This window comes from Bacillus sp. ISL-75 (genome assembly GCF_018613095.1).
Window position 1 is genome coordinate 13987 of sequence record NZ_JAGGQX010000011.1, and the last position, 14990, is coordinate 28976.

The window sequence follows — 14990 nt, forward strand, 5'->3', positions numbered from 1 at the left end:
CGCTAATCTTCCTTCTCCTATATTGAGGGTTTTAAAAAGGCTTCAATAATTTTTAAGGTATCATTTTTTGCTGTATCACTAACGGTGTCTGTACCAATACATGACGGGCAGCCGGATCCGCATTGACAGCGAGTAATCATTTTCTTTGTTTCCTCAAATACTTCCGACATACCTGTGTGTATTTTCTCGCTTAATCCTATCCCACCTGGGTAGCGATCATAAAAGAAAATGGTTGGCTTTTCGTTATGGTCTGCCTTTACTTGCGGAATGACATGAATATCCTGAGGGTCGGCCATTACGAATAAGGGAGCTATATGGTTTAGTGCATGCGCAGTCCCGACAAGTCCCTGTTCGAGTCGCTCATGGCCCATTTCTGATATCGGATGGTTTAAGGAAATCCAGGCCGCATTTGTATGAAGCTCCTCTTCCGGTAAATGAATCGGTCCAGACCCTATATTTTCATGGGTTTCGAATTTAATTTTCTTAAAAATTGTGGCCATCGCCCTTACACTAACATCCCCATAACCGAATTCAGCATCATCTATTGATTCAAGTTTGTCTACTTCCAGTACTTTTAATTGAACCGCTAAATTGGCATCAGTAAAATAGTCTACATCGACTTCCCTAACGAACGCCTTTTTCTCTTCCCAATCAAGCTTTTCTACCTGGAATTGAGTCCCTTGATGTAAATAAATTGCTTCATCATGGAGAAGTGTCATCGCTGAAAAACGATCCATTTCTCCAATTACTTTTACATTCGCAACATCTGACTGATCAACGATAATCACGTTCTCTTGTGATGCAGACCTTAAACTAATGTTATGTGCTGGAAAAGAATCATTCATCCAATACCATTTCCCGCCATTATGATAAAGGACACGTTCTTCTGTTAAATATTCTAGTAGTTCCTCTGTTTCTACACTTCCAAAATGCTCACCCGCTTTAAAAGGGAGTTCATAGGCAGCACATTTCATATGATCGATTAAAATAATTAAATTATCAGGATTAATCCTTGCTGTTTCAGGGCTTTTGTTAAAAAAGTAATCCGGATTCTGGATGATGTATTGATCTAGGGGACTGGAGCTTGCAACCATAATGACTAGGGCTTCTCCATGCCTTCTTCCCGCTCTTCCAGCCTGCTGCCATGCGCTGGATATCGTACCAGGGTAGCCTGTCATGATACACACTTGCAACTGCCCAATATCCACTCCTAGTTCAAGTGCATTCGTACTGACCACACCGTATATATCACCTGAACGAAGCCCTTTTTCAATCTTCCTTCGTTCGGTTGGGAGATACCCGCCCCGATAGCCCATTATAGATTTTGCTCCCAACTGATTCTTTACTAATTCCTGTAAATAGGTCAAAATGATTTCGACTCTAACTCTGCTTCTCGCAAAAACGATGGTTTGAATTTTATTTTTTAAAAGTTCACCCGCAATTTTCCGAACCTCAAGTGTGGCACTTCTTCTAATGTTTAATGGTTTGTTTACAATAGGTGGATTATAGAATAGAAAATGCTTTGTACCACTAGGGGCCCCATTATTATCAATCAGGTTCATCTTTTCTTCTGTTAGAGTTTCTGCGAGTTCAAGTGGATTAGCAATGGTTGCTGACGTGCAAATAAATACAGGGTTACTCCCATAATACTTACAAATACGCTTCAACCTTCTGATCACATTGGCCACATGACTGCCAAAAACACCTCGATAGGTATGAAGTTCATCGATGACAACAAATTTAAGGTTCTCAAACAAAGAAACCCATTTTGTATGATGTGGCAGTATGGCTGAGTGGAGCATATCTGGGTTAGTAATAACCACATGCCCTGCCTGTCTTACTCGTTGACGAATATTAGCTGGTGTATCCCCGTCGTACGTATAGCTGTTAATCTCTACGCCAGCCACTTGAATAATTTCATTGATTTCACTCTTTTGATCCTGAGCAAGTGCTTTTGTAGGAAACATATAAAGAGCTCGTGTACTTGGATTTGCTAGAATCGATTGTAAAACTGGAAGGTTATAGCAAAGGGTTTTTCCTGAAGCTGTAGGGGTAACAGCAACAATACTTTTTCCCTCAATAATTTTTTCATAGGCTGATTTTTGATGTGTATAAAGTTGTTCAATTCCCTTGCTCTTTAGAGCAGACTTTAAAACCGGATGAAGGTCTCTTGGCATCGGGACTGTTTGGGCCGGCTTTTCCTCGATGGTGTGCCATGTAACGATATTTTCCTTAAATTGATCATTTATTTTTAAGTCTGACAAAATTTCTTGCAGGCTTTTTCTTAACTTCATGCTTCCTCACCTCATTACTTCTATTTTAACGAATGAACGTTCGCAACAAAAGAAAAAACGACTTTTTTATTTCTTATATGCCTAGTACTTTTTTCCAAGCGTAAGAATAACTTTAAATTCTACTTAACCAATAAATATCAATAACATTAAACTATTGCTAGAATTTTTGTTACAATAGATAGTAACGGAATCTATATTTGAAGGTGATTGGATGAAAATTGATGAAATTAAAAGGGTGCTCGCTGATTTTACCCTTTTTCGTGAATTAAATGATTTTGAAATAACAAAAATCTCTGACATCGCTATTGCTAGGGAATGGAAAAAACATAGTCATGTGTTTCTCCAAGGTGACCCGCTTGAAAATGTCTATTTTATTTATGACGGAAAAATTAAAATTTATAAAAGTGACATTAATGGCAAAGAACAAATCGTCGCCATTGCTAAAAAAGGTGAGATGTTTCCCCATGTAGGTTTTTTCAGAAAAGGCGATTACCCAGCCTATGCAGAAGTACTTGAGTCCTCAACTCTTATTGCTGTTCCAATTTCAAAATTTGAAACTGTACTGATTGAAAACCCTGAACTATGTATTAAAGTTTTTAAAGTATTAGGAGAAAAAATCGTTGATTTGCAAAATCGTTTAGAAGAACAGATTCTCAATAACACATACGAACAAATTATTAAACTACTGATTCGCCTCGCCCAGAAGCATGGTAAAGAACAAGAAGATGGTACGATCCTTTTAAAGTCCGAATTCACGAATAAGGATCTTGCCAATATGATCGGCACGACAAGAGAAACCATAAGCAGGACGCTAACAAAAATGAAAAAAGATGAATTAATAGAAGTAGATGAAGAAGGCAACATGATCGTAGATGTTGAAATTCTGATGGAAGAAATTAATCTAATCTAAAACATTAAAAACCGCAGCAAATCTATGCTGCGGTTTTATTATATTTATTTAATTGAGAGCTGTAGCATGTCTTCCATGTCTTCTTTAGCTGTTCCAATCAATTTTAGATTAAAGGTGTCCTGAAGGACCTGTAATACCCCTTCAGAGATAAATTCAGGCGGCTTCGGGCCAATACGGATATCCTGGATCCCTAAGCTAAATAAACCAAGCAGAATAGCAACTGCTTTTTGTTCAAACCAAGATAACACGATGCTCACCGGCAGTTCATTCACTTCACATCCAAATGCATCTGCAAGTGCTAAAGCAATCTTAACAGTTGATCCAGAGTTATTGCATTGACCTAAATCTATATACCGTGGAATATTGGTTCCCGGCACCACACCATAATCCACGTCATTAAAGCGGAATTTTCCACAAGAGGTTGTTAATATAACAGTCTCTGGCGGTAGTGAAGTGGCAAGTTCACGATAATAATTTCCGCCAGGTCCCGGTGCATCACAGCCTGCGATAACAAAGAAACGCTTGATTTTACCAGCTTTGACTGCATCAATTACTTCAGGTGCTAAGCCTAGAACCGTTTCATGATGGAACCCTGTTAACAATGTTTCTTCGGAATCAATTGCTGCTTCAGGAAGCTCTAAAGCTCGGTTAATTAATGGTGTAAAATCATCATTAATAATTTTCTCTACATTTTCAAGACCTGCTACTTCATATGTATACATCCTGTCTGCATATGACCCTTTAATTGGCATTACACAGTTGGTCGTTGCTAGAATCGCTCCAGGGAAATTTTCAAAAAGTCGTCGCTGGTCGTACCAAGCTTTTCCGATATTCCCTTTTAGATGAGTATATTTCTTCAATGCTGGATAGCCGTGCGCAGGTAGCATTTCAGAGTGCGTATAGATATTGATACCCTTTCCCTCTGTTTGCTTTAATAGTTCCTCTAAAGCAAATAAGTTGTGACCTGTAACAATAATACATTTTCCTTCAATTTTGTTTTGGCTGACCCGGATTGGCTCAGGGATGCCTAAACGCTTTGTATGAGCTTCATCTAGCATTTCCATTACGCGGACTGCTGATTGGCCAACTTTCATCGCCATGTCGATATGTTCTTGAACATTAAAATTTGAATTCGTTAAAGTCAAATAAAGGGCTTCATGGGTGGTGGCATCGACAAAAGGATCTGTATATCCTAATTGATTAGCATGGGTTCGATAGGCCGCAATTCCTTTTAATGCAAAAATAATCGTGTCTTGTAAGCTAGCAATGGTTTCATCTTTACCACACACACCGATGACATTACAGCCGCCAGATGGAGTTTGTTCACATTGATAACAGAACATTTTAGTTCCTCACTTTCGATTTTATTTCTGCTTTACTATACTAATCGACCTAAATATTTAATGTGATTTATATCACATTTAAAGCAACTGTAATAAATTGTGCATAAAATTATTGCCATACGATGACGGCACCTACCCAGTTTAGCCAGCATATAATAGCGAGTGAAATATTGGAAAGCGAGGGGAACTTAATGTCATCTAAGGTACCGAGTGATAAGAATGACCCTAAAAAGCCGAAAACAGAAGCTTTTGGCGAGTTAATGAAATCGATGAACGACTTTTTCAATGAAAAACCAATCAAAGGCTTTCTACAATCAATCGATGATTTTTTTAAAAGTCCATTTCCATCTGGGTCGAGCTTTCATGTTGACACGATTGAAACTGGTGGGGAATACATCATCTCTGCAGAACTGCCAGGGATAAAAAGAGAGCAAATTCATTTAAACATTTCTGGAAATTATTTAACTATTTCTGTAGAAAATAACGAACTTGAAACCGAGGAAGATGAAATCAATCATTTATATCGACGTAAATACTTACGTCAAAAATCATCAAGAACGGTTTCACTCCCGCATACGATTAATGAAGAGAAAGTGAAAGCATCCTATCGTGATGGTTTATTAAAAATCCGCATTCCACAGGAAAAGGGGAAAATTATTGATATAGAAGACTAAATTCCATTTCCCCTCCATATGAAAAGACGGCTAGTAAAAAAGCCGTCTTTTTTATTACGCTTTAAATATTCCACCAAATCCCTTTACAAGTGATGATACTTGGTTAACAGCATTCATCATTTGACCTGCTGTATTCACCATTTTATTTATATCAACTGATCCATCTTGGGACTTGAAGGAATTCATAAACGTTTGGACTCCTCCTGGCTGTTTTGGGGTTGCACTTTGCTTAGGATAAGGGTTCATCACTGGATAACCATTCATGGGCATATACTGTGGTTTTTGAACTATTTCTTCCTGTGGCTGTAAAGGGTTCTGGAATAGGAATTGCGAATCTTTTTGCGAAAATGGCTGGCTATTGTATGGCGTATTTTGAGAAACGTAGCCAGGTTGATAGTTTTGCCCATATTGCTGGTACACTGGCGTGTAATAAGGAATTTGTTGATTGGGTTGTTGATAAGCGGTCCAATCATAGTTTTGGGGCTGAGCTTGGTAATGGAAGGGTTGATTACTATTAAAAAGCTGCTGATTCCTGATCTGACCAACTGGACCCTCCTGCATCATTTGCCCCGAGTATTCATAATTGAGGTAATTAACTGGCCTTTTTTTGCCAAACATGGGCAAACATCTCCTCCGCTTTTTTATCTACTACACATTATGAAGGAGAGAGAGGAAAGGTGATTCTTTTGAAAAAGAATAATAATGTCAAAATGACGAGAATTTTGTCTGAAGTTTAAATATTTTAAAAACTAGGAATCCTTTATTTTCGTGATACGATAGAAAAAAGGATGAAGGAGGAGCTAATAGATATGGACATTCGCGAATTAAAAAGCAAATTTATTCAAAGTCGGGATTATACACCAGATGATGTTAATACATTAATGGATTTTGCTAAGAAAGCGTATATTCAAAACGATATTAACATTAAAGAATATCGTCTTCTTGTCCGTGAACTTGAAAAACAAGGCGCGGTAATACCTGAAACGGATAATGAAAACTCCCTCATCGAACATTCTTAATAATAATTAAAGAGATGCAGCTGCATCTCTTTTCTATTTTTTAACCTCTTTTAATATTTCCAAGAGGAAAAATTCAACCGTACGATTTGCATTTAAAAATCTCGTTTTGCTAGTTTCCGGAAAAAAGGATTGAATTGACAACTGGTCAATATGTTCAGATGTCGTGTCGATTTGCTTTAAATGAAGATGTTTATGGTCCGTTTCAGACAGCCATTTCTTCATGGCATGTTTCCATTGGTCATTTATTTCCTTAACTTCATTTGCAAATGGCTTAATCACTTCATGAAAATCATGCTTGAGCCCCGACTCCCTTCCCTCTAGATAGTACTTCATGAATAAACTATTATAAGCTAAAAGTTTTTCCGTTAATTGGATAATTTCTTCAGACATCTTTTTAATAAACCCTTTCTCTAAAAAATAAAAAGTAGCAAAAATCTTTATGCTACTTTAATCGTTACTATTATTTTATAGGCAATTAATAGCCCAATTCAAGTTGTAGGGCTCTAGACACATGATTTGGATTGGCACAGGCAATCTCTAAATTAGAAATGGAGTTAACTTTATCAATACTCCGTTCAAGTCCCATTAGTTTTTGTTTTGATACGATTAACTTAGCCTGCTCTTTCTTGTCTAAACTTTTGCGCAGGTCTGAGAAGGATGCTTCAAGCACCACTTCCAATTCTTCTAATTGATCATATATTTCTGACAGCATTGAAATCAACTTTTCCTTATCGGAAAATGGCTTATTCATCTATTAAACCCTCCCAGCATTTTCTATTAATTATAATTATTCTCTTTCTTTTTTCGGCTTCCTTCTACCCTGACAAAACTAGAAGCTATTCGTCAAAGGTAGTGGTAAAATGGCATTTTCCCCCATGTAATTCGACATCAATTAAATCCTGCATGAAAAAATAAAAAAGCGCACAAGCTATTGTTGGAGGTGTTTTTTTAATGTCAAAAAATAATAAACAAAACAAAAAGCAGCAAACAGTTCAATCAGATGCAGCAACAAAAACAGGCTACGGTGATAAAAAGCTTGTGGGAGAAAATCGACCTGCCGAATAACTACCAACCAAAAAGCAAGGGACACTTCCCTTGCTTTTTTATTTCCATTTTTTTAGCTGCAAGGTCTTTTGGAGGGCCAACATTAATTGAAGTTGGTTTGATTTAGCAAAGTACCAATCAGTAAGGTGAATGGGGTGACGATGTCGTGCGGGAAGATACAACCAGGGGGATACCCTGCGTTGCGTACTCCAATCCTCATATTTATGTTGATTATGCTTTATAACTGGGAAACTCACTCGCAAAATCGGGGTTTTCAGGCCAGTTTTTATTTTAAAATATTGTTCATAATCATTTCTTGAACCAGTATGCGGCGTTTTTTCAGCGAATTCATAAAAATAAGGAAATAGCCGTGGATGAAAAAGTATGCTGGCTAGTCTTTTACCCAAGTTGATTCTTTTTGAAAGTGATTTGAAACCATTTGCACTTGCCCCATATACTTCTCCCCCACAGGTTGGAAATAGTACACAACTGAAATGAAACCAATCTTGAAAAGAAAAAAGCTTCGATTGGAAAACCTTTTTCTTATATAGAGGGTGATCAATAACCGGAGTTTGAATGACATTTTGTTCATTTATGATTAGGGAAGTGGTTAGTCTGTTCTTATCATTTTCTTTCCAATATCGAAACCATTCTTTTTGGATAAACGTAGAAACATGAAAATAAGGGAGTAAATGAAACATTTTTCGATTTAATTTCGTCGAATATTGGTAGACCAATAACTGGGGATAGACATCATGGAAAATCAACCAATTTGCCCGCTCATAGGTAAGGAACAGCTGCTTTCTCGTCATGTCCGTTAGTAATTGAGGAAATATTGACCCTTGGAGGTCACACATATTCCACCCCCCATTCCTAGACACCATGCTTGCTAAGAAAGACCAAATGATATCTGGATGTTTTTTAAAAAAAGAAAAGTATGCTTCAGTCCTTGAGATATTATCGACATTTTTTTTATTGGTTTCCTCTTGAATTTGACGAATGATTGTTCGTTCCTGTATTGTAAGATGATTCATATTCATCTTCCCTTAAGTTTTTTTAATAGATTATTAGTACTATGATTGAGTTTAAATCCTTTTATGAGAAATGCATCATGTATAAATTTAGCAATCACAGTACAATTGTTATTAGAGTGTGTATGCAAATGTATTTTATACACCCCATTCTCGTCAAGATTTGATATGATAAGGAAGAGTTTGAGAGGTGTAAAACGTGAACTTTAACTATCCAAATGGAAAAAGGTACGTACCAAGAGAACAGAACACAGATAATATCAATAAAAAAAATAAAAATGGCTCTTATAGTAACAGAGGAATGACACTTGAGGAAGACTTAAATGAGACAAATGAATATTACCGTGCGAGAAAAGTAGCTGTTATTCATAAAAAACCAACGCCAGTCCAAATTGTCCAGGTTGATTATCCAAACCGCAGTGCTGCTGTAATTAAAGAGGCATATTTCAAACTAGCCTCCACCACGGATTATAATGGTGTTTATAAAGGAAAGTATATTGATTTCGAAGCTAAAGAAACACAGAACCCTACCTCTTTTCCATTAAAGAATTTCCATCAACACCAGATACAGCATATGGAAGAAGTACTGGATCAAGGAGGTATTTGTTTTGTTATCCTTCGTTTTACAAGATATGAGCAGGTTTTTTTACTCGAAGCAAAACACTTGTTAACATTTTGGAAACGAATGAATAATGGCGGCAGAAAATCGATAACCAAAGAGGAAGTGGAACAACAAGGACATCAGATCCCACTTGGTTTTCAACCGCGAATTGACTATATTAAAATTATAGATAAGCTTCATAATTGAGAAAAGGCTTGAAAGGAAGGAATATTACCATGTCAGAACAGTACCAATCAAGAGAGGAGCGCCGAAAGAAACTCCAAACCAAAGGTAAACCAAAAACCAAGAAAAAATCGGGTGGATTAATAAAGAAAATTTTTCTAACCTTAGTGGCCCTTGGTATTATTGGTATACTTTCGGGAGTGGGGACTTTCGCCTACTTAGTAAAGGATGCTCCCGTACTTGACCCAAAATTATTAAAAGATCCAATCCCTTCGAAGATTTTAGATAAAGATGACAAGTTGATTACTGAAGTAGGTGCAGTTAATCGGGAATATGTAAATTATAAAGACATACCACAAGTAGTTGAAAATGCCATTTTGGCAACCGAGGATTACCGTTTCTACAAACACCATGGTATTGACCCGATTAGATTAGGCGGTGCTGTGTTAGCAAATATCCAACATGGATTTGGTTCTGAAGGTGCCAGTACCATCACACAACAAGTGGTTAAAAACTCATTTTTAACTCCTGAAAAAACCTTAAAGCGGAAAGTCGAAGAAGCCTGGCTCTCTTATCAGCTTGAACAGCAATATACTAAACACCAGATTTTCGAAATGTATGTAAATAAGGTTTATGTTTCTGAAAATAGCCATGGTATTGCAACTGCCGCAAAAATTTATTATGGAAAAGAATTAAAAGATTTAACATTATCAGAGGCTGCCCAAATTGCTGGGATGCCGCAAAGTCCTAATAATTATAACCCATTCGATCATCCTGATTTAGCTGAGAAGAGACGAAATATTGTCTTGACGTTAATGCACCAGCATGGTTTTATTTCTAAGAAAGAGATGGAAGATGCGAAAAAGGTTTCAGTTAAGTCGACTGTTCTAAATGAACAACAACGTAAAGTTAATGAAAAACCCTTTGATTCATTTGTGGATGCAGTTATTGATGAAGTGAAAGAAACATCTGATTTTGATATCTTTACAGATGGTTTAACAATCCATACGACTCTAGATCCAGATGCGCAATCATATGTTGAAGACATTCTTAATAAATCAGACATTATTGATTATCCTGATGATGAATTCCAAGCTGGGGTTGCTCTCCTTGATACAAAAACTGGAGAAATTCGGGCAATTGGAGGCGGAAGGAACCAAAAAGTAAAACGTGGGTTTAACTATGCCATCGATACACAACGTCAACCAGGTTCAACAATCAAGCCTGTGCTTGATTATGCTCCCGCGATTGAATATTTAAATTGGGGAACCTTTGAAATGATTGAGGATAAACCAATAACCTATTCATCTGGGAAAAAGTTTGGGAACTGGGACCAAAGCTATAAAGGACCGATGACGATTAGAACCGCACTGCAATTATCACGAAACTCACCAGCCGTTCAGGCGCTACAGCAAGTTGGTCTTGATAAAGCGAAAGACTTTGCAGTTGGTCTAGGTATTCCTTTAAAAGAAATTTTTGAATCCTACGCAATTGGCGGTTTTAAAACGGGGGTTTCCCCACTTGAAATGGCTGGTGCCTATAGCGCCTTTGGCAATAATGGTATTTATACAAAACCACATGCTATTAGAAAAATCAAGTTGCGTGATGGAACCTTTATTAGCACAGAACCTGAACCAAAAGTGGTAATGAAAGATTCGACCGCTTTTATGATTACCGATATGTTAAAAAGTGTCCTCGTATCTCCTGGGACAGGAACAAGGGCGAAAGTTCCCGGACTTCCAATCGCCGGTAAGACCGGTACAACGAATTATACAGATGAGGAAATACAAAAATGGGGTATTCCGAGCAGCAGGTCCGTTCCTGATGCCTGGTTTACTGGATATACAACTAATTACACTGCGTCTATTTGGACAGGATACAAAAACCGAAGTACACCTATCAACGCGGTCGGAAATAATCAACGTTTAGCCCAATTAATTTTTAAAAACTTAATGGAACATGTATCAAAGGATATCGATACACCTGACTTTACTATGCCAAACAGCGTTCAAAGAGTAAGTATTGAAAGAGGCTCGATGCCGCCGGTATTGGCAAGTAAATATACCCCTGGAAGTCAAGTTATTACTGAGTATGCAGTGAAAGGTCATGCACCTAAACGTGTCTCCCAAAGGTATGACAAACTAAATGCTCCGAAAAAACTAAATGCCAAATATGATGAAGTAAATAAAAATATTACCTTAACATGGGATTACAATAATTCCAAAGAGGCAAATGTTACTTTCTCTGTAACGGTAAATAGCGGGACTGGTCAAAAGCAATATAATCAAGCAGAAACATCTTTAAGCATACCTGCAGTACCTGGTACTAAATATTCTTTCACGATTGTGGCAATCAGTGGTGATCGAACTAGTAATCCAGCAACTGCTGCAATTGACATACCACTACCTATTCAAGAAGAAAACCCAGGTAATACCAATCCTGGCAATGGTACAAATCCAGGTAATGGAAATGGAAACGGGAATGGCAATGGTACTGGTAATGGCAACGGTACTGGTAATGGCAACGGTACTGGTAGTGGCAACGGTACTGGTAATAGCAACGGTACTGGTAATGGCAACGGTACTGGTAATGGTGATGGTGATGGTACTGGTAATGGTGATGGTACTGGTAATGACACAGGTACTGACAACCAAGATGACGGCGTTACTACTCCACCAGATACCCCGGTCGACAATGGGACAGTAAATGGAGCAAATTCAGGTACACCTACAACATTACCCTAACTAAAATGAATAGTAAAAAAGCGTCTAACCTTTAGGTTTAGACGCTTTTTTTAGTATACTTCTTTTCGAATACAGCTTTTCTTGCTCAACCATTAACTCTGATAACTGCCGATATGAATGATATAGATTTGGTCTAGACATGATAAAACCTAACCGTTCTACCACATTGACAGGTTTAAACTCAAATTTATTAGAGTTAAAAGGTTCATCCAGAGTTGCAGGCAATTCATTTGACCAAGACAAAAACTGAATAAACATTAAAATTCCCTTTTCCATCAGCACTTTTGCGTTTTGATAATCTCGTTCACGAAATAATCCTTCGAGTTGGACCTTACTATTTTCCCATTCCTTCAGTAGGCTGGAAATGTTCTCAACCTTTTTATCCATTGATAGATACCTGACCTTTCATCCGCTTTTTACCCTCCCTGCATAGCCCTACTAGTGGGCAGCTTGGACATTGTGGATTTTGGGCTTTACAATGATAGCGGCCGAAAAATATCAAGCGATGATGTGTAACTGACCATTCGTCTTTTGGAATCTTCCTCATTAATGTTTTTTCCACTTCGAGTACAGAATCCTTCCAACGGCAAATCCCTAGACGCTTACTCACTCTTTCAACGTGAGTATCTACTGCTATAGCAGGTACATTAAAAGCAACGGACACAACTACATTTGCTGTTTTCCTGCCTACACCAGGCAGCTTTGTTAACTCATCGCGATCCATTGGGATTTCACCTTTATACTCTTCTAATACCATTCGGGAAAGGCTTTGAATGTTTTTAGCTTTATTTCGGTAAAGGCCAATCGAACGTATGTCGTTTTGTAATTCTTCTAGTGAAACATCAAGATAATCCTCAGGTGTTTTGTATTTTTCAAATAACGATTTAGTCACTTTATTTACGAGCACATCGGTACATTGTGCCGATAAGGCCACAGCAATGACTAGTTCGAATGGATTTGAATGATTTAATTCACAGTGGGCCTCTGGAAACATCGCACCCATTTGGTCAAGGCAATAACGGATTTGGGTATTATTCAACATATCTATCACCTACTACTATTAAAATGAATAAAACGAGAGATAACTCCCTCGTTAATCAAGACTATTGTTCTAACCAATTGTAAAAGGGCACAGTTGGTTGATGTGTTTCACCCTTCACAGTTCCTTTAGGTGTTTGCTTTTGACGAAATTTAAGTCCATGGGTTTTCGCTTGCTCTATCGTTTTTATCCCATTTTTCTTCCACTCAAAAAGAATTCTATCAATATACCGGAAGTTTAATTTTCCAGACATTACAGCTTCCCGTAAAGCTGCTTTGATAATAATTGGGTCGTGATGATCATCATCCATCCACATGGCTAGGGATTCACATTCAAATGGAGATAACGGTCGGCCAAATTCCTTCTCAAAGCAAGTATAAAGGTCGGTTTCGTCTGCTTTCTTATCTGTTTCCTTATTACTTTTATTATTTTTCAAGAAATGTTCAACAAGTCTTTCCCATAAAGGGATGACAGAATACTTTTCATATCGGATACCTTCATTCGTATATTCATCGGTAATTTCGATAAAACCTCTTTGAATCAACTTTCTAAGCATTTCATTACATTCCGAAATGGAAACCGTCATTCGTGCCGATAACTCATCTGGTGTAGGGAATTCATGCCCCTTTTCTAAAAAGGTTAGTATATTTAATAAAAGAACAAGTTCAAATTCATTTAAATTTAGATTACGGTATTCAGAAAATAATAATGTTGGAACGGTGATATTACCTTCTTGAATCCATGCTAAAAAGTTTGTTTTCATCATTAGGACACCTCCAGTTAAGTATACCACGAACAAATTATCCGAGTAAGAGTTTTAGGCATCCATCTTTGGTAACTAAAAGCAAAAAGCCTGCAGACCTTAGCAGACTTTTTACGTTTTTAATTATTGACAATGCTTGATTTGGATGTAACAAATTGGTGGATTCTCTCCACTGCTTTTTCCAATAATTCTAAGGAAGTTGCATAGGAGAGTCGAATATTGTCAGGAGTTCCAAAGCCTGAACCTGGGATAACAGCGACTTTGGCATCGACCAGCAAGGCTTCAACAAAAGCATCAACATTTTGATATCCTGTCAATTCAGCAGCTTTCCTTACATTTGGATATAGGTAAAATGCTCCTTGCGGTTTCACACATGTTACACCGGGAATCGCTACTAGTTTATCAAAAATAATTGATAATCTTTTTTCAAATGCCTGGCGCATATCTTCTACTGGCTGTTGTGAGCCATTATAAGCAGCGATTGCTGCATACTGGGCTGTTGTTGTCGGATTAGATGTACTATGACTTGCGAGGTTTGTCATCGCCTCAATAATTACTTTATTTCCAGCCGCGTACCCGATTCTCCAACCTGTCATCGAATGTGATTTAGAAACGCCATTAATTACAATGGTTTGGTCTTTAAGTTCTGGAGAAAGTTGTGCGATCGAAACATGTTTATTTTCCCCATAAACTAGCTTTTCATAAATTTCATCTGAAACAATGAGAATATTTTCCTCAAGACAAACTTTGCCTAACTCATAAAGTTCTTCTGCTGTATACAACACACCCGTTGGATTGCTAGGTGAATTTATTATAACAGCTTTCGTATTTTTCGTAATGGCGCTCTTTAATTGCGCTGGGGTTACTTTAAATTGATTTTGCTCTAATCCTTCGATATACACAGGAACGCCGCCTGCTAATTTGACTTGCTCTGGATAGCTGACCCAATATGGAGTAGGGATTATAACCTCATCCCCATCATTTAATAGGACTTGAAATAATGTATAAAGAACGTGTTTAGCTCCATTTCCTACAATGATTTCATTCAGTTTATATGTTAACCCTTGGTCCGCTTCAAATTTCTTAATAATTGCTTTTTTTAATGCAGGTAAGCCTGCTGATGGGGTATACTTCGTATGCCCTTCATTCATGGATTGTGACGCAGCATCTAAAATATATTGTGGAGTATTAAAGTCAGGTTCACCTGCTCCCAAACCGATAACGTCTTCACCTTGTTCCTTTAATTCCTTTGCTTTTGCAGTAATTGCTAATGTTGTTGAAGGTGTAAGTGCCTTCACTCGATTTGCTAATTCCACTACCATAAATATTTCCTCCATTCTCCATT

At 37.5% G+C, this 14990-nt stretch carries 15 protein-coding genes; 5 read left to right on the top strand and 10 right to left on the bottom strand.

All coding sequences use genetic code 11. The annotated features are described in order from the left end of the window. Positions 1-17: 17 nt before the first annotated feature. On the bottom strand, positions 18-2294 hold the full coding sequence (locus J7E63_RS04685) for a DEAD/DEAH box helicase (protein WP_215010466.1): 2277 nt from the start codon (positions 2292-2294) through the stop codon (positions 18-20). A 211-nt stretch (positions 2295-2505) separates the two neighbouring features. Here J7E63_RS04685 and J7E63_RS04690 point away from each other — a divergent pair, with 211 nt between their 5' ends. Then, complete coding sequence (locus tag J7E63_RS04690) at positions 2506-3204, top strand: Crp/Fnr family transcriptional regulator (protein WP_215010467.1); 699 nt, start codon at positions 2506-2508, stop codon at positions 3202-3204. Positions 3205-3248: 44 nt separating this feature from the next. Here J7E63_RS04690 and hcp read toward each other — a convergent pair whose 3' ends face one another. Next, entirely contained in the window at positions 3249-4547 is a 1299-nt protein-coding gene (gene hcp, locus J7E63_RS04695) for a hydroxylamine reductase (protein WP_215010468.1), read from the bottom strand. Between the two features lie 191 nt (positions 4548-4738). On the opposite strand from hcp, the gene J7E63_RS04700 reads away from it, so the two are divergent. Next, positions 4739-5221, top strand: a complete 483-nt coding sequence (locus J7E63_RS04700) for an Hsp20/alpha crystallin family protein (protein ID WP_088088761.1) — start codon at positions 4739-4741, stop codon at positions 5219-5221. 54 nt (positions 5222-5275) lie between these two features. Here the strand turns inward: J7E63_RS04700 and J7E63_RS04705 are convergent, their stop codons facing one another. After that, complete coding sequence (locus J7E63_RS04705; RefSeq protein WP_215010469.1) at positions 5276-5839, bottom strand: YppG family protein; 564 nt, start codon at positions 5837-5839, stop codon at positions 5276-5278. A 191-nt stretch (positions 5840-6030) separates the two neighbouring features. Here J7E63_RS04705 and yppF point away from each other — a divergent pair, with 191 nt between their 5' ends. Next, positions 6031-6240, top strand: a complete 210-nt coding sequence (yppF, locus tag J7E63_RS04710) for a YppF family protein (RefSeq protein WP_098931669.1) — start codon at positions 6031-6033, stop codon at positions 6238-6240. Positions 6241-6273: 33 nt separating this feature from the next. On the opposite strand, the gene J7E63_RS04715 is transcribed toward yppF, so the two are convergent. From J7E63_RS04715 to J7E63_RS04725, 3 genes are all read right to left on the bottom strand, one after another. Beyond that, entirely contained in the window at positions 6274-6630 is a 357-nt protein-coding gene (locus J7E63_RS04715; RefSeq protein ID WP_168244887.1) for a DUF1798 family protein, read from the bottom strand. Between the two features lie 85 nt (positions 6631-6715). Then, on the bottom strand, positions 6716-6991 hold the full coding sequence (locus tag J7E63_RS04720) for a hypothetical protein (protein WP_215010470.1): 276 nt from the start codon (positions 6989-6991) through the stop codon (positions 6716-6718). A 352-nt stretch (positions 6992-7343) separates the two neighbouring features. Further along, positions 7344-8318 carry a DUF2515 domain-containing protein gene (locus J7E63_RS04725; protein WP_215010471.1) on the bottom strand — a complete coding sequence of 325 codons (975 nt, stop codon included), beginning with the start codon at positions 8316-8318 and terminating at the stop codon, positions 7344-7346. A gap of 196 nt (positions 8319-8514) precedes the next feature. On the opposite strand from J7E63_RS04725, the gene recU reads away from it, so the two are divergent. Together recU and J7E63_RS04735 are read left to right on the top strand one after the other, a co-directional pair. Continuing rightward, entirely contained in the window at positions 8515-9123 is a 609-nt protein-coding gene (recU, locus tag J7E63_RS04730) for a Holliday junction resolvase RecU (RefSeq protein WP_215010472.1), read from the top strand. Positions 9124-9152: 29 nt separating this feature from the next. After that, a complete protein-coding gene (locus tag J7E63_RS04735; protein WP_215010473.1) occupies positions 9153-11843 on the top strand; it encodes a transglycosylase domain-containing protein in 2691 nt (896 codons plus the stop codon). 24 nt (positions 11844-11867) lie between these two features. On the opposite strand, the gene J7E63_RS04740 is transcribed toward J7E63_RS04735, so the two are convergent. From J7E63_RS04740 to J7E63_RS04755, 4 genes are all read right to left on the bottom strand, one after another. Continuing rightward, the gene (locus tag J7E63_RS04740) at positions 11868-12230 is read right to left on the bottom strand and encodes a YpoC family protein (RefSeq protein WP_215010474.1); all 363 of its coding nucleotides are present in this window, start codon (positions 12228-12230) and stop codon (positions 11868-11870) included. Beyond that, the gene (gene nth, locus J7E63_RS04745; RefSeq protein WP_215010475.1) at positions 12223-12885 is read right to left on the bottom strand and encodes an endonuclease III; all 663 of its coding nucleotides are present in this window, start codon (positions 12883-12885) and stop codon (positions 12223-12225) included. The genes J7E63_RS04740 and nth overlap by 8 nt, the downstream gene beginning before the upstream one ends. Before the next feature lie 61 nt (positions 12886-12946). Beyond that, positions 12947-13648: a DnaD domain-containing protein gene (locus J7E63_RS04750; protein ID WP_215010476.1), complete on the bottom strand. Its 702-nt coding sequence runs from the start codon at positions 13646-13648 to the stop codon at positions 12947-12949. 116 nt (positions 13649-13764) lie between these two features. Next, positions 13765-14961 (bottom strand): pyridoxal phosphate-dependent aminotransferase, encoded by a 1197-nt coding sequence (locus J7E63_RS04755; RefSeq protein ID WP_215010544.1) that lies wholly within the window; start codon positions 14959-14961, stop codon positions 13765-13767. Positions 14962-14990 lie beyond the last annotated feature (29 nt).

Bases quoted from the DNA above. Each gene is read 5' to 3' on its own strand.
- J7E63_RS04750 (WP_215010476.1), bottom strand. From the start codon at position 13,648: ATGATGAAAACAAACTTTTTAGCATGGATTCAAGAAGGTAATATCACC.
- J7E63_RS04685 (WP_215010466.1), bottom strand. From the start codon at position 2,294: ATGAAGTTAAGAAAAAGCCTGCAAGAAATTTTGTCAGACTTAAAAATA.
- J7E63_RS04725 (WP_215010471.1), bottom strand. From the start codon at position 8,318: ATGAATCATCTTACAATACAGGAACGAACAATCATTCGTCAAATTCAA.
- J7E63_RS04715 (WP_168244887.1), bottom strand. From the start codon at position 6,630: ATGTCTGAAGAAATTATCCAATTAACGGAAAAACTTTTAGCTTATAAT.
- yppF (WP_098931669.1), top strand. From the start codon at position 6,031: ATGGACATTCGCGAATTAAAAAGCAAATTTATTCAAAGTCGGGATTAT.
- J7E63_RS04740 (WP_215010474.1), bottom strand. From the start codon at position 12,230: ATGGATAAAAAGGTTGAGAACATTTCCAGCCTACTGAAGGAATGGGAA.
- nth (WP_215010475.1), bottom strand. From the start codon at position 12,885: ATGTTGAATAATACCCAAATCCGTTATTGCCTTGACCAAATGGGTGCG.
- J7E63_RS04705 (WP_215010469.1), bottom strand. From the start codon at position 5,839: ATGTTTGGCAAAAAAAGGCCAGTTAATTACCTCAATTATGAATACTCG.
- hcp (WP_215010468.1), bottom strand. From the start codon at position 4,547: ATGTTCTGTTATCAATGTGAACAAACTCCATCTGGCGGCTGTAATGTC.
- J7E63_RS04735 (WP_215010473.1), top strand. From the start codon at position 9,153: ATGTCAGAACAGTACCAATCAAGAGAGGAGCGCCGAAAGAAACTCCAA.
- J7E63_RS04690 (WP_215010467.1), top strand. From the start codon at position 2,506: ATGAAAATTGATGAAATTAAAAGGGTGCTCGCTGATTTTACCCTTTTT.
- J7E63_RS04720 (WP_215010470.1), bottom strand. From the start codon at position 6,991: ATGAATAAGCCATTTTCCGATAAGGAAAAGTTGATTTCAATGCTGTCA.
- J7E63_RS04700 (WP_088088761.1), top strand. From the start codon at position 4,739: ATGTCATCTAAGGTACCGAGTGATAAGAATGACCCTAAAAAGCCGAAA.